The sequence below is a fragment of the Dietzia sp. MNB45 genome, assembly GCF_051994785.1.
In the GTDB taxonomy this organism is placed as follows: Bacteria; Actinomycetota; Actinomycetes; order Mycobacteriales; family Mycobacteriaceae; genus Dietzia; species Dietzia kunjamensis.
Map to the genome: position 1 here is coordinate 1,486,596 of NZ_CP163397.1, position 18,829 is coordinate 1,505,424.

The window sequence follows — 18,829 nt, forward strand, 5'->3', positions numbered from 1 at the left end:
CGCAGTCGCGGCGACGGCTCAGCCGAGCCCGGATCAGGCGAGCCCGCCGCAGCCGAGCCCGGATCAACCGTGGCGGCGCACCACGTCGGACAGGTCGGCGCGCTCGGCCCGGAACGTGTTGGCAGGGTGGTCAGCGTCGGCGAAACCGAACGCGATCCCGCACACGATGAGCCGGTCCTCGGGGATGTGCAGGTGCTCACGGACCGCATCCGAGTACAGCGCGATCGCGGCCTGGGCGCACGTCGCGACGCCCAGCGACGTGGCCGCCGCGAGGAACGTCGACACATAACCGCCGCAGTCCACCGCGCCGTACGTGCCGAGGCCCGCGTCCGAGGTGATCACCGCGACGTGCGGGGCGCCGAAGAAGCGGTAGTTCTCCAGCATCTGACGAAGCCGCGCGTCCTTGTCCGACCGCTCGATGCCGAGCGCCGAGTAGAGCCCGAAGCCGCTCGCCCGGCGGCGATCGCCATACACGCCGTCATACCGCTCCGGCGCAGGAAAATCCGAGCTCATGTCGCTGGAGAGCACGTGGTCGGTGAGGTGCTTGCCGAACGCGGCCGTTGCCTGCCCCGTCACCAGCTCCACCTGCCAGGCCTGCGAGTTGCACCACGACGCCGTGCGCTGGGCCATCCGGAAGATCCGGTCGATCGTCTCCTCCGGAACCGGCTCGGAGGTGAACCCTCGGCAGCTGTTGCGGCCGTCGAGGATCTGCTCGAGCGTGGCGGCGGCGTCGGTCATGGGCCCTCCAGAGGAACTCGTTCCAAAGTGTGAGCCCAGTCTCGCACGGGCCCCCGGCGGGCTTGGCAGGGGCTGTAACCGCCGGCGCTGACACGGCTGCCTCTCCAGCCCCACCGGCACCCGCACCTGCACCTCCCCGCCGCCGCCGAGCACAACCAGAGCCACGGGACCAGGGGACCATCGACTGACCTGAGTGATTCTGCCGGACCCGAGGGATCCCGCAGGTGAGACGGAATCGGACAGGTCAAGATGCGTCGTCCGCGCTCTCGGAAGGCGCCGCTCGCAGGGCGGAGGTCCAACGGGGGCGGCGGTGCCCGTTATCCACAACCGCTGCCGCCTCCACAGGCGAGCAGGAATCAGGCGTCCGGACCCCGGTCCAGCGCGGTGACTCGGTGATCATCAGCGTGTGCACGAGATCAGCGAACTCCGTCAGATGGTGATGACGACCGACGAATTAGTCGGCCGGGGCATCTCCAGCCAGTCGCTCAGCCGATCGGTGGCCTCCGGAGAACTGGTCAGGCTGCGCCCCGGGTTCTATGTGGAGGGCACCGCCAAGGAGCTGCCCCGGGAGTCCCGTCACCTGCTGGCGGTGTTGGCGGCGGATGCCGCCCTGGACTCGCCCGTGTTCTCCCACTCGTCTGCCGCTCTGGTGCACGGGTTGCCTGGATGGGGTCTGCCACTGCGGCGGGTCACCACCTCGGCTCCGGGTGACAAGGGCCGCAGCCGTACGTCGCGTCTGGTCACGCACCACACGGGAAGGCTCGACGACGAGGACGTCACCAGAATCGACGGGCTGCATGTGACGACCGCGCCGAGGACTCTGGTGGATGTCGCGCTGTCGACGGGAAGGGACGCTGCGGTGGCGGTCGCGGACGCCGCCGGGAACCGTGGACTTGTCACCGACCCGGATGTGGAACTCGCGTTGCAGCAGGCCTCGGGACGAATGGGGGTCAAGAGAGCTCGGGCGGCGTTGAGCCTGGTCGACAGTCGGAGTGAGAGCGTGGCGGAGACGCTGAGCCGTCTGACGTTCCTCGATCACGGGCTGCCCACGCCGGAGACCCAGGCGAACATATTCGACACCCACGGCAATCGCATCGCCCGGGTGGACTTCTTGTGGCGTGAGTTCGGGGTGATCGGGGAATGCGATGGTTTCGGCAAGTACTTCGACGGTGCGGACGGGCCCGAACTCAGACGCCGACTCGCGCGCGAGAAAGACCGCGACGCCGAGTTGCTGGCCCTCGGCTATCGGGTCCTGCACTGGCGGTGGGCGGATCTTGAACAACCGCGCCTTCTCGCCGAGCGGATTCGGAGAGTCCTCTACCCGGCCGCCGCGTGAGCCGAGGACAGGCGGAGTGAACCGGGGAATCACGGAACGGTCCTGCCTCGGCCAGCCGCACCCGTCTCACCCGCCCGGCCCTTCGCGACAAGCCATCCCGACTGACCTGTGTCCTTCTGCCTGACCCGTGGGGCCCCGCAGGTGAGTCGGAATCCGAGAGGTCAGGTTGCGGGCACGTCGCGGCTATCCTCGGCCCCATGAGTGTTCGGGTGGACGCGTGGACGTGGTCGGTGCGGTTGTTCCCGTCGCGGACCAAGGCGGCGGCCGCCTGCCGTGGCGGGCACATCAAGGTTAACGGCGAAGCGGTGCAGCCGTCGAAGCCCGTCGTTCCCGGCGACCGAGTGCAGATCACCGGCGCACTGGGGCGGGTCCGCATTCTCGAGGTGGTGACGACCATCAACAAGCGGGTCGGTGCCCCGGTGGCCGCGACCTGCTACATCGATCACTCGCCCCCGCCGCCGCCCAAGGAGGTCCTGGCCTCCCAGCCGCGGCGGGAGCGGGGAGCCGGGCGGCCCACCAAGCGGGAGCGCCGCGAGACCGACCGACTGCTGGGCCGCGACTGAGGGCCCCATGCCCCCGTGCCGCCGTGCCCTCGCGCCCCGCAGGTACGCCGGTCAGCCGCCCTCGCGGACGACCACCACGACCGCCGACTCGCTCAGCAACTCGCCGAGATCGACGCGGCCCGAGATCGGCGTCCCGTCCGGGCGGACCGCCCAGGTCCCCTGCGGTAGCAGCACCACGGACCCGGTGAACTCCTCGGCGGGCAGCACCGCGGTGCGCCGCCGCGCGATCATGCCGACCGCCGGCCGTCCGTCGACGGACCGGGTGAACGCCACCACGTCCGAGGCGGCGGGCCCCTGCACGGGCAGCGGCACGTACGCCCCGCCGGTCAGGGCCTCCGGATGCGCCCGCCGCAACCGCAGCAGCTCGCGGACCAGCACGAATTTGGGGTGTCCCGCACGGGCGACGGCGCCGGAGCGCAGTGGCCCGTAGTCCACGAACCGGCGGTTGTCCGGGTCGACGAGGGAGTCCTCCCACACCTCCGTGCCCTGGTAGACGTCCGGGATGCCGGGGCCGAGCAACTGCACGGCCTTGGCGACCAGCGAGTTGTCGCGGCCGGCCGGGGCGATGCGCTCGACGAACGGCCCCAGCAGCCCGCCGCCGGAGTCGATCAGCGTGTCGATCCACCGGTGCACACCGGACTCGAAGTCGGCGTCCTGATCGGTCCAGGTGGTGTGCACGGCGGCCTCACGCAGGGCCTTGTCGGCGTAGTCGTGCAGGCGCGACCGCAGGTCGTCTGTGGGCCCGCCCAGCTCGGGCCAGACGCCCACGATCACCTGGAGGAGGAAGTAGCCCGCGTCCTCGGCGGGCGGCGGGAACTCGTCGAACACGCGCGTGACGAGGTCGGCCCACTCGTCGGGGAGCTGCGAGAGCACCGAGATCCGGCCGCGGACGTCCTCTCCGCGCTTGGTGTCGTGGGTGCTCAGCGCCGTCATCGCCAGCGGGGTGGAGCGGGCCCGTTCGGCCATGGCGAGGTGGAACGCCTCGACGGGCATCCCCATCCGGCCGGGCGAGCCGCCGACCTCGTTGAGCGAGACCAGTCGCGCGAGCCGGTAGAACAGCCGGTCCTCCTCGGCCTTGGCGGTGGCGGCGCCGGTGACCTGCGCGAGCCGGGTCGAGGCCTCGCCGCCGCGGGCCAGTGCTGCGGCCACGAGCCCCAGGGCGGGCACCAGTTCGGGCCGGTCGCGGCGCAGTCCCCCCAGGATCGTGGGCAGGGTGCCGCGCAGGACGGGGTAGTCGGCCCGGTAGAACGGCGTGCGCGCGACGACGGAGATCAGCGTCTCCCGGAGGGCGGCCTCGTCGACGTCGTCGCTCGCCGGGCCGTCCAGCCCGACCGCCACCTCGCGACGAACCGCGCGCGCCAACCTCGCGAGCTCGGGAGCCAGGTCCTCCGCCACGATCTGCCGTTTGAGCTCGGCGGACTGCGCGTGCACCTGCTCCTCGTCACCGGGGTCGCCGGTGTAGCGCCGGGCGAGCTCGGACAGCCGGGCCTCGCCGGAGGCGTCGACGAGCAGCTGATCGATGAATCGCAGGGCGTCGTAGCCGGTGGTGCCGTCGACGGGCATGGCGGGTTCGAGGACCTCGGGTGGGGTCGATTCGGTACCGGGCGCGAGGATCTTCTCGACCAGCAGGACGCGGTCGTCGCCGGCGAGTGCCCGCAGCCGTCGCGCGTACCCGACCGGGTCGGACAGTCCGTCGGGGTGGTCGACGCGGATGGCGTCGACGAGGTCCTCCTCGCACCAGCGCCGCACCTCGGCGTGGGTGGCCTCGAAGACCTCGGGGTCCTCCTGGCGCAGCCCGGCGAGCCCGGTGACGGTGAAGAACCGCCGGTAGCCCAGCAACGGTTCGCGCCAGTGGACGAGCCGGTAGTGCTGGCGGTCGTGGACCTCCCGGGCGGTGCCGTCCCCGGTGCCGGGGGCCACCGGGAACCGGTGGTCGTAGAAGTGCAGCTCGGCCTCGCCGGAGGGGGAGCCTCCGGGGGCGACGACGACGAGGTCCGCCACATCGTCCGGTGTCCCCAGGACGGGGATCGCGATCCTGCCGTCGGCCCCGTTCGCCTCCTCGGTGTCGAAGTCGAAGAACGAGAAGTGCGGCGAGTCGGGGCCCCGCCTCAGCGAGTCCCACCACCACGGGTTGGCGGCCGGCTCGTCCACACCGAGGTGGTTCGGGACGATGTCCACCACCAGGCCCAGCTCGTGGGCCCGGCACGCCGCCCGTAGGGAGCGCAGTGCGTCGATCCCGCCGAGTTCGGCCGAGACGGTGGTGGGGTCGACGACGTCGTAGCCGTGGGTGGAGCCGGGCGTGGCGGTCATGACGGGCGAGAGGTACACCGCGCCCACGCCGAGGTCGGCCAGGTAGGGCATGAGCTCCTCGGCGTCGGCCAGGGTGAAGCCTCGGCCGTCGGGGTCCGAGGCGGGGGTGCGCAGCTGGAGGCGGTAGGTGCTCGCCAGCGCGGCGCCCCGGCTCGGCCCGGCCCCGGTCCCTGTCTCGTCCTCGGCGGCCATGCTCAGCTGACCTTGCGCAGCACGATCGTGCCGCGGTCGGCCACGGTGATGGTGCCGTCCGAGCTCAACTCGTCCGCGCGCTCCTCGAGATGGTCGGCGGTGTCGAGGACGACCTCCCACTTCTCGGCGTAGTCGGCGCCGAGCAGGGAGAACTCGATGGGCTCGTGGTGGGCGTTGAACAGCATGAGGAACGAATCGTCCACGATCCGCTGACCGCGCACGTCCGGCTCGTGGATCCCCTCACCGTTGAGGTACACGGCCATGGACTTTCCGAACCCGGAGTCCCAGTCCTTGCTGGTCATCTCCGAGCCCTCCGGGGTGAACCACCCGATGTCCTGCGGTTCCTCCTCACCCCGCAGCGGGGAGCCGAAGAACCGGCGGCGACGGAACACGGGGTGGTCCTTGCGCAGCTGGACCAGGTTCCGGGTGAAATCCAGGAGGTCCTGCTTCTCCTCGTCCAGGTCCCAGTCCATCCAGGAGATCTCGTTGTCCTGGCAGTAGACGTTGTTGTTGCCGCCCTGGGTGCGGGCGATCTCGTCGCCGTGGGCGATCATCGGCGTGCCCTGCGACAGGATCAACGTGGTGAGGAGGTTGCGCCGCTGGCGGTGGCGCAGCTGGACGATCTCGGGGTCGTCGGTGGGGCCCTCGACCCCGCAGTTCCAGGAGCGGTTGTGGCTCTCGCCGTCGTTGCCGTCCTCACCGTTGGCGTCGTTGTGCTTCTCGTTGTAGCTCACCAGGTCGTTGAGCGTGAACCCGTCGTGGGCGGTGACGAAGTTGATCGACGCGTTGGGACGACGACCGGTGTGCTCGTACAGGTCCGAGGACCCGGTCAGTCGCGAGGCGAACTCGCCCAGGGTCGCGGGCTCGCCGCGCCAGAAGTCGCGCACCGTGTCGCGGAACTGGCCGTTCCACTCGGTCCACAGCGGTGGGAAGTTGCCCACCTGGTAGCCGCCCTCGCCGACGTCCCAGGGTTCGGCGATGAGCTTGACCTGGCTGACGATGGGGTCCTGCTGGACGAGGTCGAAGAACGAGGACAGCCGGTCGACGTCGTGCAGGCCGCGGGCCAGGGCGGAGGCGAGGTCGAAGCGGAAACCGTCGACGTGCATGTCGAGGATCCAGTAGCGCAGCGAGTCCATGATGAGCTGCAGGGAGTGCGGGTGCCGGACGTTGAGCGTGTTCCCGGTGCCCGTGTAGTCCATGTAGTGCTGCTCGTCGCCCTCGACCAGCCGGTAGTAGGCCTGGTTGTCGATACCGCGGAAGCCGATGGTGGGGCCCATGTGGTTGCCCTCGGCGGTGTGGTTGTAGACCACGTCGAGGATCACCTCGATATCGGCTTCGTGGAAGGCCTTGACCATGGCCTTGAACTCGCTGACCGCGTCGCCGGGCCGGTCGGAGAACGCGTACTCGTTGTGGGGCGCCAGGAATCCGAAGCTGTTGTAGCCCCAGTAGTTGCGCAGGCCCATGTCGATGAGTCGTTGGTCCTGCATGAACTGGTGCACCGGCATGAGCTCGATCGCGGTGACGCCCAGGTCGGTGAGGTAGTCGATGATCGCCGGGTGGGCCATCCCCGCGTAGGTGCCGCGCATCTCGGCGGGGATGTCCGGGTGCGTCGCGGTCATGCCCTTGACGTGCGCCTCGTAGATCACCGTGTTGTGGTACTCGTGCCCGGGGGCGCGGTCGTTGCCCCAGTCGAAGTACGGGTTGATCACGACGGTGGTCATGGTGTGCCCGAGGGAGTCGTCGGTGTTGCGCTCGTCCGGGTTGTCGAGGTCGTAACTGTGCAAACTCGGGTCCCCGTCGAAGGAGCCGTCGAAGGCCTTGCCGTACGGGTCCATGAGCAGCTTGGACGCGTCACACCGCAGCCCGTCGGAGGGTTCGTACGGACCGTGGACGCGGAACCCGTACCGCTGACCGGGCGTCACGCCGAACAGGTAGCAGTGCCAGATGTGGTAGTCGACCTCGACGAGCTCGATGCGCTGTTCGCCGCCGTCGTCGTCGATCAGGCAGAGCTCCACGCGCTCGGCGACCTCCGAGAACAGGGAGAAGTTCGTGCCGGTGCCGTCGTAGGTGGCCCCCAGCGGGTAGGGGGTACCGGGCCAGGCTCGGATGAGCTCTGGGGCGGACTGCGTCTCGTCGTCTTGGGTCACCCGACCCAGGGTAGTGCCTGAGGGCCGTCCGGACGTGGCCGTGCAGGCGGAGGCGGGTCACAGGCTGTCCCCATCACCACCAGCCCATCACAACCACCAGCCCATCACCACCAGCCGGTCGCGGGCCCCAGCTGACGCGCCAGCTCCCCGGAGGCGGACCGGACCCACGAACCCGAGAGGTGGTGGGAGTCGTGGTAGACGATCACGTTGCCGACCACGGCGGGGCAGTCCTCGGGGTCGCACAGGCCGTCGGTGAGGTCGAGCAGCCGAACCGAGTCGAGGCCCGCGGCGGCGATCGCGGCGGGGTTGATGGGGGAGATGGACCGCTCCCGCGGCATGCCGCACTCTTCCGGGGTGCCGCCGGCGCCGAGGCAGTCGCTGGCGCGGATGGGTCCGCGTCCCTGGTTGAGCCACGGGGTGTCGCGGATGGCGATGACGCCGATGCCCTGCTCGCCGAGCGCGCGCCACAGGTCGACGTATTGGCGCGGCGTGACGTCGGGGCCCACGACCCCGACCGGGCGCGTGGCCGTGGTGAACACGAAGTCGGGATCCAGTCCGACGAGGGCGGCGAGTGCCTCCGGGGTCCACTCCGCGCAGCTCTCGTACAGCGGTTCATCGCCGTCGGAGACCGAGGCGTCGAGCGTGAGGGGGCAGCCCATCTTGAGGACGGTGACCACCCGGAAGCCGTAATGCCGGCCGACCTCGTCGAGGCCGCTGATCCAGTGTTCGGCGTGCGACCCGCCCGTGAGTGCGATGGTGCGGGGGGAGGTGACGTCGCCGTACACGCACATCTCGACCTCCGTCGACTCGAAGGTCGAGATGCAGCCGTCCATGGTGCTGGCGGGGAGGTCATTGCCGACCTGGAGCAGGGAGGGTACGTAGGGGGCGTCGTCGGGTGCGGGGACGCCCTCGAAGAACGCCCGCGCTCCGGGGTGGTCCGGGTCGGTGAGGGAGTCGACGTACGGGACGGACGAACGGGAGCCGGAGGTGGCGCTCCACCAGCCGACGGTCCCCAGGCTGGCAACGACGGCGACGACGACGACGACACTCGCCCCCACGAATCGCTTCTGCTCACGGGCCGAACGGGCCGGGCCGCCCCGCTGCCGGTCGCGTGCCGCCGCCGCCGGGGTGGTGCGTCCCCGCGCCCGGCTGGCCATGCGGAGCGGGCGCTCGACGTACTTCTCGGTGAGGAGCGCCAGCACGAGCGAGACGACGATGATGGTCAGGCCGGAGACCAGCGTGATCTCGGCTTCGCGGTCGTGGGACAGCCACAGGATGAGCAGCGGCCAGTGCCACAGGTACAGCGAGTAGGAGATGTCGCCGAGCCGCCGGAACACCCGTCCGGACAGGAGCCAGGTGACGGGGTCCTTGGCCGGGGTGGCGCGCTGCCCGACCGGGAGGTTGCCGCCGAGGATGATGAGCAGGGCGCCGCCGATGGGGTACCAGGCGAGCGGGCCGGGGAAGTGGGCGGCGCCGTCGAAGAAGAAGCCGGTGCTCACCACCAGGAAGAGTCCGGCGACGGTGGTGAGTAGCCGCAGGGGCCACGGCAGGACGATTCCGGCCAGCAGGATGGCCACCAGGCCGCCGATGAGCAGTTCCCACATGCGGGCGCCGGTGTCGTAGTAGTTCCACGCCTGATTGTCGGCCTGTCCGAGGACGGCCCACCACACCGAGGCGGCGGTGCCCGCGGCGACGATGCCCACGAGAAGCCATTTCGGAGTGCCCCTGCGGACGATCAGGCGCCAGAGGGCGGTCCCGCCCAGGATCACCGCCAGGGCGACCACATAGAACTGGCCCTGCACGGACATGGACCACAGGTGCTGCAGCGGGGAGATGGTCGCGTCGGCGGCGGCGTAGTCGGACGCGGTCAGCGCCAGTTCCCAGTTCTGGTAGTACAGCAGCGAGGCGACGGTCTGCTCGAAGATCGTCGACCATTGGGTGGGCGGCTTGATGAGCACCGTGCCCAACACCGTGGCGGCGATCGTCACCACCAGCGCCGGGTACAGCCTGCGGACCAGCCGCTTCAGGTGGGGAAGCGGGGAGAGCGGTGTGCCGGGGTCGCCGGCGCCGCGCAGGAGCGAACCGAGGAAGAAGAAGCCGGACAGGGTGAGGAAGACGTCCACGCCGCCGGAGACGCGGCCCATCCAGATGTGGAAGACCACCACCAGCGCGATCGCGAGGCCACGCAACCCGTCGATGTCGTGTCGGTAGGCCATCTTCCCGCGGCGCCGCCCAGCGGGCGCGGGAGGAGAGATGGTGGCCACTGGCGGGTACTTCCTGACGTGTCGTCCGGTGGGTCGGTGGGGGCCCGGCCCGGCGTCCGGGCACCGTGCCGTACACCGGCGGAGCCGGGTCCGATTACACCACAACGGGTCGGCACCACCGGCGTTGGTACAGTCCGTGCGCATGACCAGCCCGTCGTCGTCGACATCGTCGTCCCCGCCGTCGTCGACCACGGCCCCGCACCGCGGCGGTGCGGCCCGATTCGCGGCGTCGACCCTGCTCGGCGTGGTGGGCCCGTTCGTGGTCGCGCTGCTGCTGTGGATCGTCGCGGCGCCCCGGGCGGAGCTGTTGTCGGTCGGTGACGGCCGGGGACTCCGGCTACCGGACTCGGGGGTGGACGGTGGCAGTCAGCTGCTCGTGTTCATCGTCCTGTCGGGGTTCGCGACCGTGTGTGCGGTCATGGTCCTGTGGCGGCGTCACCCGCACCTGCGGCGGCCGGATGGCGTCCCGGCGCTCGTGCTGCTGCCGGGTGTGGCCTGCGCGATCGCGGCTGCGGCCGCGACGCCTCTGGCAGACGTGGTCGCGGCGCCCCCGGATGACGTCCCCTACGGCGAGGTGGTCCGGCAGGCTCCGGCGGTCGGGAGTCTGTTCTTCGACCGCATGGTCTTCGGCACGTCCGGCCCGTCATGGGACTGGTTCCCGCCGGGTCTCGACTGGGTGGTGTTCGGGGTGATGATCGCGGCGTTCACGGTGGCGGTGCTGGCGTACCTCGACGACCCCGAGGCACCCGTCAGCCCACCCCCGCCGGCGGCCGCAGCGTAGCGAACTGGTCGGTGATCCGGAGGCGCCGTTCTGCGAACGTGTACAGCGCCGCCGGCCGGCCGCCCGTGGGCCCGGGGGGAGCGCTGCGTCCGCACCGCACGAGCTCACCGCGGCGGGTCAGGACGCGCTGGAGGTTGGTCGGGTCCACCGGGTGGCCGAGGGCGGCGCCGTAGAGCTGCGCGAGGTGCGACAGCGTGAACTCCACGGGCGCCAGGGCGAACCCCAGGGTGGAATACGAGAGCTTGGCGGCGAGGCGGGCGCGGGCGCGGGCGACGATCTCGGCGTGGTCGTAGACGGTGTCGGGGAGATGGTCGACCCGGAACCAGGCGGTGTCGTCGGGGATGGCGGGATCCGCATCGCTGGGCAGGACACCGAGGAATCCGGAGGCGAACACGCGCCGGCCGGGTATGCGGGCGGGGTCCGAGAATTCCGCGACCGATTCCAGGTGGCTGAGCGAGCGCACGTCGACCTTCTCGGCGAGCTGCCGGGTGGCGGAGGCGGGCAGGTCCTCGTCGTCGCGGACCTCACCGCCGGGTAGCGCCCACCGGCCGGCGGCCGGCCCGAGCGAGTGCTGCCACAGCATCACGTGGAGCGCCGGTGCGGGGGAGCCGGGGGTCGGCCGGACCTGGGTCACCACGACGAGCACCTCGTGACCGGTGTTACACTGCATCATGTTTTCGATTGTAAGTCGAAAACGGGGCCGGTGGCGTATCGGCCCGGAGAAACGACCCGGGAGGGGGCAGCGATGAGCACTGCCACAGGACACGGCACCACGGTCGCGCCGCGGCCGGACACCACCGTCGGGCGGCTCGACTCGCCCCTGGCCGCGAGGATCCGCCATGACGGCTCGGTGTACACGGGTGTCGAGCCCGACGCGGAGTGGGCCGCCGAGATCCGCCGCCTCGCCGCCGAGCGCGACGCGGTGATCCTCGCCCACAACTACGAGGTCCCCGCCATCCAGGACATCGCCCACCACGTGGGGGACTCCCTGGCCCTGTCGCGCATCGCCGCGGAGGCCGAGCAGTCGACCATCATCTTCTGCGGCGTCCACTTCATGGCGGAGACCGCCAAGATCCTCTCCCCGGAAAAGACCGTCCTCATCCCCGACGAGGCCGCGGGCTGCTCACTGGCCGATTCCATCACCGCCGAGCAGTTGGCCGAGTGGAAGTCCGAGCACCCGGACGCCGTGGTGGTCTCCTACGTCAACACCACCGCCGCGGTGAAGGCCCTCACCGACATCTGCTGCACGAGCTCCAATGCGGTCGAGGTCGTCGAGTCGATCGACCCGGGCCGCGAGGTGCTGTTCCTTCCCGACCAGTTCCTCGGTGCGCACGTCCGGCGCAAGACGGGCCGCGAGAACGTCCTCGTGTGGGCGGGCGAGTGCCACGTCCACGCGGCGATCAACGGCGACCAGCTCACCGCCAAGTCGGAGGCCCACCCGGGCGCCGAGCTGTTCGTCCACCCCGAGTGCGGGTGCGCGACGAGCGCCCTGCACCTGGCCACCGAGGGTGCGGTCCCCGCCGATCAGGTCAAGATCCTGTCCACCGGAGGGATGGTTGACGCCGCCCGCGCCTCGGGGGCCAGCGAGGTCCTCGTGGCGACCGAGATCGGGATGATCCACCAGCTGCGCAAGGCCGCGCCCGAGATCGACTTCCTGCCGGTCAACGACCAGGCCAGCTGCCCCTACATGAAGATGATCACCCCGGCCGCGCTCCTGCGCGCCCTCGTCGAGGGTGCCGACGAGGTGAACGTCGATCCCGCGACGGCCGAGGCCGCGCGCGGGTCCGTCGAGCGGATGATCGCCATCGGCAACCCGGGGTCGGGGGAGTGAGCGGCGCTGCACCCGGGGCCGACGACGACGAGCTCTTCGATCCAGACACCCGTGCGGACGCCCTGATCGCGGTCCGTCGTGCCCTCGAGGAGGACCTGCGATACGGCCCGGATGCCACGTCGCTGGCGACGGTGCCCGCGGACGCCCGTGCCACGGCCCGCCTCGCGACCCGATCCGACGGCGTCGTGGCCGGGCTGCCGCTGATCGAGATGGTCCTGGCCGAGGTGCTCGGCCGGGCCGAGCCGGGGCGGGCGGATTTCTCGGTGACGCGCCACGCCCGCGACGGAGACCGCGTCTCGGCCGGCGACGTGGTGGCCGAGATCAGCGCCCCGACACTCGGTCTGCTCACCGCCGAGCGGACCCTGCTCAACCTCGTCTGTCACCTGTCGGGGGTGGCGACCGCGACCCGGGCGTGGGCCGACGAGCTCGCCGGCACGGACTGCGCCGTCCGCGACACCCGCAAGACCATGCCCGGCATGCGACTGCTGCAGAAGTACGCGGTGCGCTGCGGCGGCGGGGTCAACCACCGACTGGGCCTCGGCGACGCGGTGCTGGTCAAGGACAACCACGTGGTGGCCGCCGGCGGGGTGCTCCCGGCGTTGGCCGCGGTCCGCGAGCGCTTCCCCGACCTGCCCTGCGAGGTCGAGGTGGACTCCCTGGAGCAGCTCGACCAGATGTTAGACGCGGGCGTGGACCTGGTCCTGCTGGACAACTTCCCCGTCTGGCAGACCCAGATCGCGGTCCAGCGCCGCGACACGGTCGCACCGGGCACCCGCCTGGAGTCCAGCGGCGGGCTGACCCTCGATGCGGCCGCCGACTACGCCCGCTGCGGGGTGGAGTTCCTGGCCGTGGGGGGCCTGACCCACTCCGTCGCGGTGCTCGATCTGGGGCTGGACATGTGAGGTCCGCCCCACCGCCGCCTTCGGGCTCGGGCGACGGGCCGCTGTCCGCGTAAAGTCGAGGACCATGACGGGGTTCTGGGACTCAGGCGAGAAGAGCACGGCATCGGAACGACGATTGCAGCGGATGGAGGAAGCCCGCCGCCGCGTGGAGGCCGGGGAGAACACCTCGCCGCCGCCTCCGCCCGCACCCGCCAGGAGCACCCGGCCGACTCGGTCCGCCCGCACGGCCAAGGCCTCGACCGTCGATCCGCTCGCGGTGACCGGCGCGCAGTTCGCGGTGTGGCGCAGCGTCCAGCACTTCTGCAGCACCGACTCGACGCCCGACGCCCGCGGCGCGAACCTCGACCTCTTGGTCGCCTGGTCCGACTCGATCCAGCCGTTCCGGCTCCGGCAGCGCATCGTCGCCCGCCTGGACAACGAGGGCGCCTGGCTGCCCGTCTGCTACGCCAAGGACGGCGCCCGCGAGCCCATCACGCAGGCCCAGGCGGAGCGCTACCGGGAGGCCCGGATCGGTGAGACCACCCTGTCCGGCGGGGCCCAGAAGCCGCTCAAGGACACCGACCACCCGGACGAGACGCTCACCCTGTAGTCGGCCCGCCCTGTAGCCCACCCTGCACCCGGCCCTGTCGCGCCCCGACCCCGCCGGCCGGGGGTCAGCGGTCCCCGAGCGCGAACCGCCGCCCCTCGGGCTGCGGGCCCGTCGCGAGGACGATCTCCTCGGCTCCCGCCTTCGCGGCCGCCGCGTCGGTGGTCTCCTTGGCGGCGGTGACCTCGTCGTCGTCGTTGTTGTCATTGCCGTCGTCGTGGTTACCACAGGCAGGGTCCCCCTCGCCGGTGGCGCGGACCATCTCGCCGTCGCCGGGCAGGGGATCGACGGCCACGATCGTCCCCTCGTCCAGCAGGTCGATGATGGCCGTGCGCGCGGCCCGGGCGTAGCGCAGGTTCCGTAGGGCCGGGGTGTCGGAGTCGGGCGCGGACGGATCCACGTCGACCAGCCGCAGCGGCTCGCCCGATGGCGCCTCGTACGCCTCGCAGACGGATTCGACGAGCTCGTCGAGCGCCAGGCTGTCCCGCTCGCCGAGCTTGTCCACGATGATCATGCGGGCACGCTCCAGCGCCGGCGCCTCGGGCTCGGTCGCGGTGTCGATGGCGGTTCGGATGGTCTCGAGTGAGGTCATACCCCGAGCCTGCCAGCCCGGGCGACGACGTGCAGCCGGTCAGCAGGGCCGGTGGGCGTCGTGTACCTCCGATACCACCGTCACCACCACGTCCTCGATCTTCCAGCTCAGCTCCGCCAGCCTCCGGCGCACGTCCGCGAGCCGCTCGACGGTGATCTCCCGGCCGCGGGCCGGGACGAGGAACGCCTCGACGTGGAAGACGTGCCCCTCGTCGCGTACCCGCGCGCCGTGGTCATCCGCCCAGTCGACGCCCGCCAGCAGTTCGTCGATCCGGTACACGAGCGGGTGCGGGTCCGTGCCGTCGAACCGGGTGGGTCGCGCATCGGCGAGTCCCTCGATCGCCCCGCGCAGGTTTGACCACCCGTCCCGGACGATCGACGCACTCACCACGAGCGCCGCCACCGCGTCCGCCCACCACAGGCCGAGCGAGATGCCCAGCACACCGACGATGGTGGCCAGTCCGGTCTTCCAGTCGGCCCGGTTCATGTCGGCGTCGGCGTAGAGCACCTTGTCGTGCAGCGCCTCGGCGGGACCGGTCTTCATGCGACCGAGGATGAGCGGCCCGATGACGGACAACGCCATCACCGCGATCATCAGCCACCCGGACCAGATCACCTGCCCGCCGATCACCACGACCCCCATCGGCGGGCGTTCACGGGTCAGCAGAGCCGTTCCGGAGTCGACGACGAGGAACGCCCCCATCGCGAGCAACGCCACCCCCGCGACGAGGTGCCCGATCCCGACGGAGCGGTGCCTGCCGTAGGGGAAGCGGGCGGTCGGCGGCATGCGGGAGACCCGGATCGCCACGAGGAAAGCGATCGGCGGGAGCAGCGACAGCGAGTCCTCGATCCACGCGGCCTTCATCGCCTGCGACTGACCCGACACCGCGTACACCGCGGCGACGGTCACGGTCATCACCGCGAGGGTGGCCCACTCCAGGCGGATCGCCCGGCGCAGCGCTTCCCGCTGCTCGACGGGCAGGTCGTCGCGACCGAGCCCCGAGGCCACGCCCGCCACCTCGCGTTCGCCCCGGCCCCTGTCCCTCTCGTCACTCACGATGCACCCCCGGCCTCGGCGAGGTAGGTCTCCAACGCCACCAGCAGCGCGTTCTCCCCGAGCGGAGTGGCCATCACCATCTTCTCGGTGTCCCCGTCCGGGGTGACCTCCTCGGTGTACGGCCTCGTCAGTGCGACCTCCTTCTCCCACGGCGAGTCGGAGGTCAGCCCACCCACGACCACATCGAGGTCACCGCGGGCCATCGCCATTGCCAGTTCGCTCTCCGCGCCCGGCGTCCACTCGACGTCCGCAGCGTGGGCTCCGGCGAAGCCGGTGACGAGGTCGACCTCCCGACCGGCGACGCGGCCGTCGTCGTATACCTCGGTCCACGGTGGGTTCTCCGACACGCCCACCCGGAGCACGCCGTCGGTGATGCGCGCGAGGCTGCCGTCGGTGTCCTTGGGTATGGGTCCGCCGCATGCGGCCGCGAGGGTGGTGACGGCGGAGGTGAGAACAACGGCGACGACGCTGCGGGCGGTCGTCGACACCGGGCTGCGGGACGGACGACGCACGACGAGATGGCTTCGGACCTGCACGATTCCCCCTCCGCGTGGAGCAGTTCAGGATGAGAGTTCCACCAGGACGCCGGGGATCTCGGCCAGCAGTTCGCGGGCGAGGAAGCCGGTCGCACCGATCCGGGCGGACAATCGTTCCCCTGCCCGCCCGTGGCTGTGGGTCGCCCACGCGGCGGCCTGGGCGGGTTCGGCGCCCCGGGCGAGCAGCCCGCCGATGAGCCCGGCCTTGACGTCACCCGACCCCGAGATCCCCAGCCCGAACGAACCGGTCTCGTCCCGCCAGAGTCGGCCGTCCGGGGCGGCGATCCACGAGGTCGCGGTGCCGGTCACCACCACGGCCCCCGCGCGCTCGGCCAGCGCGACGGCGTGTCCAGGGGTATCGGCCTCCACGTCCTCCTCCGGCACGTCGAGGGTCCGGGCGAGTTCCTTGGGGTTGGGGCTGAGGACCGCGCGACCATCGAGGTGGGCGAGCCCGCCGGGGTTCTCGGTGACGTAGGCCATCCCCAGTGCGTCCAGCACGAGGGTGGTGTCCAGCCGGAGCACGACGTCCGAGAGCAAGTCCACCGCTGCGACCTTCTCGCAGATCCCGGGGCCGAGCACCACGGCGTCACACCCCTCGGCGAGCTCGACGATCGTGTCCGCCCCCGCGGCGGTGAGTTCACCGGCGTCGTCCTCGGGCAGACCGATCGATTTCGACTCGGGGATGTGGATCGCCAGCGACGACGACACCGACCCGGCGGTCGCGATCTGTAGTTTGCCGGCCCCGCACCGCAGCGTCGCCTCGGCGGCCAGCAGCACAGCGCCCGGGGTGGACCTGCTGCCACCGACGACCAGCACCCGCCCGCGGCCCTCCTTTCCACCACCGGGGGAGGGGAGCGCCCAGTCCCGCAGCGCATGGTGCGTGAGGACCGACTCGCTGCTCACCTCGCCGCTCATCTCGCCGCCTCCTCGTTCCCTGAAGGCGACTCCCGCGTGGTGGGCGCATGGCCGCGCTCCACGGCCGTCGTGTCGGCATAGCTATGCAGCTCGAGCCCCGCGCTGCCGGGGTGGTGCCCCACCGATTCGTGCCGCCCCGGGCGGTGCTGCCTCGGTGCGAGCTGCCGCTGGCGATAGATCGTCACCGAGCAGTTGGGCAGCGGGTCCTCGCGGTCGACCCGGAGGACCTCCTCTTCGGCCAACTGCTCCAAGGCAACCCGGAAACACATGATCACGGCCTGGTGGCTGAAGACGCAGACCCGCTCGCCCGCGTACTGCTGCCGGAGGTCCGTCAGCAGGTACCGCACGCGCAGCAACACGTCGGTCCAGCTCTCACCACCCGGCGGGCGGTAGTAGAACTTGCCGATCCGGTCCCGTCGCTCGGCCTCCTCCGGGTACCGCTGCCGGATGCCCCGGCCGGTGAACCCGTCGAGGATCCCCAGGTCGCGCTCCCGAAGTCGCTCGTCGGTGAGCAGCCTGGTGCCACCTGCCCGACCGCCCGACGCGCTGCCGCCGGCCGCCTCGAGCGCAGCCGTGGCCGTGTCCGCCGCACGGCGATAGGGCGAGGTCAGCCACACCGTCGGCCGGGCGTCCTCGGGCAATCCGCCGAGCCAGGCGCCCACTGCCCGAGCCTGTCCCACTCCCGACTCCGACAGCGGGGTGTCGGCATCACGGTGGTCCAGTTCGAGACGATGGGCGCCGGCGGCACGGGCGTTGTCGTTGGCGACATTGCCCACGCTCTGACCGTGGCGGACCAGGAGGAGTCCGGCGAGTTCCGTCACGGCTCGAGGACCACCTTCACGGCGCCGTCCTCCTTCTTCTGGAACATCTCGTACGCGCGGGGCGCATCGGCCAGCGGGAGCCGGTGGGTGGCGAAGTCGTCGACGCCCAGCGGATCGTCGTCGGTGAGCAGCGGCATGATCTCCGGAACCCAGCGCTTGACGTTGGCCTGGCCCATCTTCAGGGTGATCTGCTTGTCGAACAACGTCAGCATCGGAATGGGATCGGCGGTGCCTCCGTACACGCCCGAGAGCGAGATGGCCCCACCGCGGCGCACGATGTCGATCGCCCCGTAGAACGCCCCGAGGCGGTCCACCCCGGCGTGCTCCATCATCTTCTTGCCGAAGAACTTCGGCATCAGACCGACGGCGGCGTGCGCAGCGCTGGCGATCGGCGAGCCATGCGCCTCCATCCCCACCGCGTCGATCACGGAATCGGGCCCGCGGCCGTCGGTCATGTCGCGGATCGCATCGCCGATCTCGCCGGGAACGTCGGTCGGATCGAGGACCTCCACCCCCCGGTGGGCCTGACGGGCCCGGCGCTCGGCCACCGGGTCCACGCCGATCACACGGTGACCACGGTGGGCGGCGATCCGCGCGGCCATGTCCCCGATGGGCCCGAGGCCCAGTACGACGACCGTGCCGCCGTCGGGGATCTCGGCGTACTCGACGGCCTGCCACGCGGTGGGAAGGACGTCGGACAGGTAGAGGTAGCGGTCATCGGAGTGCTCGTGCGGCACCTTGATGTGGGTGTTCTGGGCCTGCGGCACGCGCAGGTACTCGGCCTGACCGCCGGAGACGCTGCCGTACAACTCCGAATAGCCGAACAGCGCGGCGCCCATACCCTGGTCTCGGACCTGGGTGGTCTCACACTGGGTGTTCAGGCCCTTGTCGCACATGTAGCAGTGGCCGCAGGAGATCTGGAAGGGCATCACCACGCGGTCCCCGGGCTTGAGCCCGGTCACCTCGGCGCCGACCTCCTCGACGATTCCCATGGGCTCGTGGCCGAGGATGTCGCCCTCGTTCATGAAAGGACCCAGCACCTCGTACAGGTGTAGATCCGATCCGCAGATGTTGGTGCTCGTGATCTTGACGATCGCGTCGGTGGGCTCCTGGATCTTCGGATCAGGAACGTCCTCGACCCGGACGTCGCGCTTGCCGTGCCAGGTGACTGCCTTCATGCGCGGGGCTCCTCTCTGGTCGTGCCATGCGCGTTCACGCATGCCTCCGACGGTAGTAACGGAGGGCAGCGTCCGCATCCG

At 71.0% G+C, this 18,829-nt stretch carries 17 protein-coding genes; 6 read left to right on the forward strand and 11 right to left on the reverse strand.

Annotation, left to right across the window (positions count from 1 at the left end; translation table 11 throughout):
* Positions 1–63 precede the first annotated feature (63 nt).
* Positions 64–738: a nitroreductase gene (locus AB5G72_RS07195; protein WP_440221310.1), complete on the reverse strand. Its 675-nt coding sequence runs from the start codon at positions 736–738 to the stop codon at positions 64–66.
* A gap of 406 nt (positions 739–1,144) precedes the next feature.
* Here AB5G72_RS07195 and AB5G72_RS07200 point away from each other — a divergent pair, with 406 nt between their 5' ends.
* Together AB5G72_RS07200 and AB5G72_RS07205 are read left to right on the forward strand one after the other, a co-directional pair.
* Positions 1,145–2,074, forward strand: a complete 930-nt coding sequence (locus AB5G72_RS07200; RefSeq protein ID WP_440221311.1) for a type IV toxin-antitoxin system AbiEi family antitoxin domain-containing protein — start codon at positions 1,145–1,147, stop codon at positions 2,072–2,074.
* A gap of 197 nt (positions 2,075–2,271) precedes the next feature.
* Complete coding sequence (locus tag AB5G72_RS07205) at positions 2,272–2,637, forward strand: RNA-binding S4 domain-containing protein (protein ID WP_185951772.1); 366 nt, start codon at positions 2,272–2,274, stop codon at positions 2,635–2,637.
* A gap of 51 nt (positions 2,638–2,688) precedes the next feature.
* On the opposite strand, the gene treY is transcribed toward AB5G72_RS07205, so the two are convergent.
* The 3 genes from treY to AB5G72_RS07220 form a co-directional block, all read right to left on the reverse strand.
* A complete protein-coding gene (treY, locus tag AB5G72_RS07210) occupies positions 2,689–5,139 on the reverse strand; it encodes a malto-oligosyltrehalose synthase (RefSeq protein WP_440221312.1) in 2,451 nt (816 codons plus the stop codon).
* Between the two features lie 2 nt (positions 5,140–5,141).
* Positions 5,142–7,286 carry a glycogen debranching protein GlgX gene (gene glgX, locus AB5G72_RS07215; protein WP_067713834.1) on the reverse strand — a complete coding sequence of 715 codons (2,145 nt, stop codon included), beginning with the start codon at positions 7,284–7,286 and terminating at the stop codon, positions 5,142–5,144.
* Between the two features lie 104 nt (positions 7,287–7,390).
* The gene (locus AB5G72_RS07220; RefSeq protein ID WP_440221313.1) at positions 7,391–9,550 is read right to left on the reverse strand and encodes an acyltransferase family protein; all 2,160 of its coding nucleotides are present in this window, start codon (positions 9,548–9,550) and stop codon (positions 7,391–7,393) included.
* Positions 9,551–9,692: 142 nt separating this feature from the next.
* Between AB5G72_RS07220 and AB5G72_RS07225 the strand changes: the two genes are divergently transcribed.
* Entirely contained in the window at positions 9,693–10,331 is a 639-nt protein-coding gene (locus AB5G72_RS07225; protein ID WP_182636189.1) for a hypothetical protein, read from the forward strand.
* Here AB5G72_RS07225 and AB5G72_RS07230 read toward each other — a convergent pair.
* Positions 10,300–11,004, reverse strand: coding sequence for an NUDIX hydrolase (locus AB5G72_RS07230; RefSeq protein ID WP_440221314.1), 705 nt, complete (start codon positions 11,002–11,004; stop codon positions 10,300–10,302). The two genes, AB5G72_RS07225 and AB5G72_RS07230, sit on opposite strands and share 32 nt — an antisense overlap.
* Positions 11,005–11,076: 72 nt before the next feature.
* Between AB5G72_RS07230 and nadA the strand changes: the two genes are divergently transcribed.
* The 3 genes from nadA (at position 11,077) to AB5G72_RS07245 (ending at position 13,653) form a co-directional block, all read left to right on the forward strand.
* Complete coding sequence (gene nadA, locus AB5G72_RS07235) at positions 11,077–12,162, forward strand: quinolinate synthase NadA (RefSeq protein WP_440221315.1); 1,086 nt, start codon at positions 11,077–11,079, stop codon at positions 12,160–12,162.
* Positions 12,159–13,064 (forward strand): carboxylating nicotinate-nucleotide diphosphorylase, encoded by a 906-nt coding sequence (nadC, locus tag AB5G72_RS07240; protein ID WP_067713848.1) that lies wholly within the window; start codon positions 12,159–12,161, stop codon positions 13,062–13,064. The genes nadA and nadC overlap by 4 nt, the downstream gene beginning before the upstream one ends.
* Before the next feature lie 64 nt (positions 13,065–13,128).
* Entirely contained in the window at positions 13,129–13,653 is a 525-nt protein-coding gene (locus tag AB5G72_RS07245; RefSeq protein WP_440221316.1) for a hypothetical protein, read from the forward strand.
* A 64-nt stretch (positions 13,654–13,717) separates the two neighbouring features.
* On the opposite strand, the gene AB5G72_RS07250 is transcribed toward AB5G72_RS07245, so the two are convergent.
* From AB5G72_RS07250 to AB5G72_RS07275, 6 genes are read right to left on the reverse strand one after another with little or no spacing between them, the layout of a single operon-like run.
* Positions 13,718–14,242, reverse strand: coding sequence for a hypothetical protein (locus tag AB5G72_RS07250; protein ID WP_440221317.1), 525 nt, complete (start codon positions 14,240–14,242; stop codon positions 13,718–13,720).
* Between the two features lie 39 nt (positions 14,243–14,281).
* Positions 14,282–15,298, reverse strand: coding sequence for a cation diffusion facilitator family transporter (locus tag AB5G72_RS07255; protein WP_307872432.1), 1,017 nt, complete (start codon positions 15,296–15,298; stop codon positions 14,282–14,284).
* Positions 15,295–15,834: a transporter substrate-binding domain-containing protein gene (locus AB5G72_RS07260; RefSeq protein ID WP_253695960.1), complete on the reverse strand. Its 540-nt coding sequence runs from the start codon at positions 15,832–15,834 to the stop codon at positions 15,295–15,297. The genes AB5G72_RS07255 and AB5G72_RS07260 overlap by 4 nt, the downstream gene beginning before the upstream one ends.
* 24 nt (positions 15,835–15,858) lie before the next feature.
* Positions 15,859–16,749, reverse strand: coding sequence for an NAD(P)H-hydrate dehydratase (locus AB5G72_RS07265; protein ID WP_440221318.1), 891 nt, complete (start codon positions 16,747–16,749; stop codon positions 15,859–15,861).
* Positions 16,746–17,570, reverse strand: a complete 825-nt coding sequence (locus AB5G72_RS07270; RefSeq protein WP_440221319.1) for a histidine phosphatase family protein — start codon at positions 17,568–17,570, stop codon at positions 16,746–16,748. The genes AB5G72_RS07265 and AB5G72_RS07270 overlap by 4 nt, the downstream gene beginning before the upstream one ends.
* Positions 17,567–18,748 carry a zinc-dependent alcohol dehydrogenase gene (locus tag AB5G72_RS07275; protein WP_268091977.1) on the reverse strand — a complete coding sequence of 394 codons (1,182 nt, stop codon included), beginning with the start codon at positions 18,746–18,748 and terminating at the stop codon, positions 17,567–17,569. The genes AB5G72_RS07270 and AB5G72_RS07275 overlap by 4 nt, the downstream gene beginning before the upstream one ends.
* Positions 18,749–18,829 lie beyond the last annotated feature (81 nt).

What these genes read in the sequence shown, in the direction of transcription:
- AB5G72_RS07195 (WP_440221310.1), bottom strand. Translation starts at nt 738, where the DNA reads ATGACCGACGCCGCCGCCACGCTCGAGCAGATCCTCGACGGCCGCAAC.
- AB5G72_RS07205 (WP_185951772.1), top strand. Translation starts at nt 2,272, where the DNA reads ATGAGTGTTCGGGTGGACGCGTGGACGTGGTCGGTGCGGTTGTTCCCG.
- treY (WP_440221312.1), bottom strand. Translation starts at nt 5,139, where the DNA reads ATGGCCGCCGAGGACGAGACAGGGACCGGGGCCGGGCCGAGCCGGGGC.
- AB5G72_RS07225 (WP_182636189.1), top strand. Translation starts at nt 9,693, where the DNA reads ATGACCAGCCCGTCGTCGTCGACATCGTCGTCCCCGCCGTCGTCGACC.
- AB5G72_RS07230 (WP_440221314.1), bottom strand. Translation starts at nt 11,004, where the DNA reads ATGATGCAGTGTAACACCGGTCACGAGGTGCTCGTCGTGGTGACCCAG.
- nadA (WP_440221315.1), top strand. Translation starts at nt 11,077, where the DNA reads ATGAGCACTGCCACAGGACACGGCACCACGGTCGCGCCGCGGCCGGAC.
- AB5G72_RS07245 (WP_440221316.1), top strand. Translation starts at nt 13,129, where the DNA reads ATGACGGGGTTCTGGGACTCAGGCGAGAAGAGCACGGCATCGGAACGA.
- AB5G72_RS07250 (WP_440221317.1), bottom strand. Translation starts at nt 14,242, where the DNA reads ATGACCTCACTCGAGACCATCCGAACCGCCATCGACACCGCGACCGAG.
- AB5G72_RS07265 (WP_440221318.1), bottom strand. Translation starts at nt 16,749, where the DNA reads ATGAGCGGCGAGGTGAGCAGCGAGTCGGTCCTCACGCACCATGCGCTG.
- AB5G72_RS07275 (WP_268091977.1), bottom strand. Translation starts at nt 18,748, where the DNA reads ATGAAGGCAGTCACCTGGCACGGCAAGCGCGACGTCCGGGTCGAGGAC.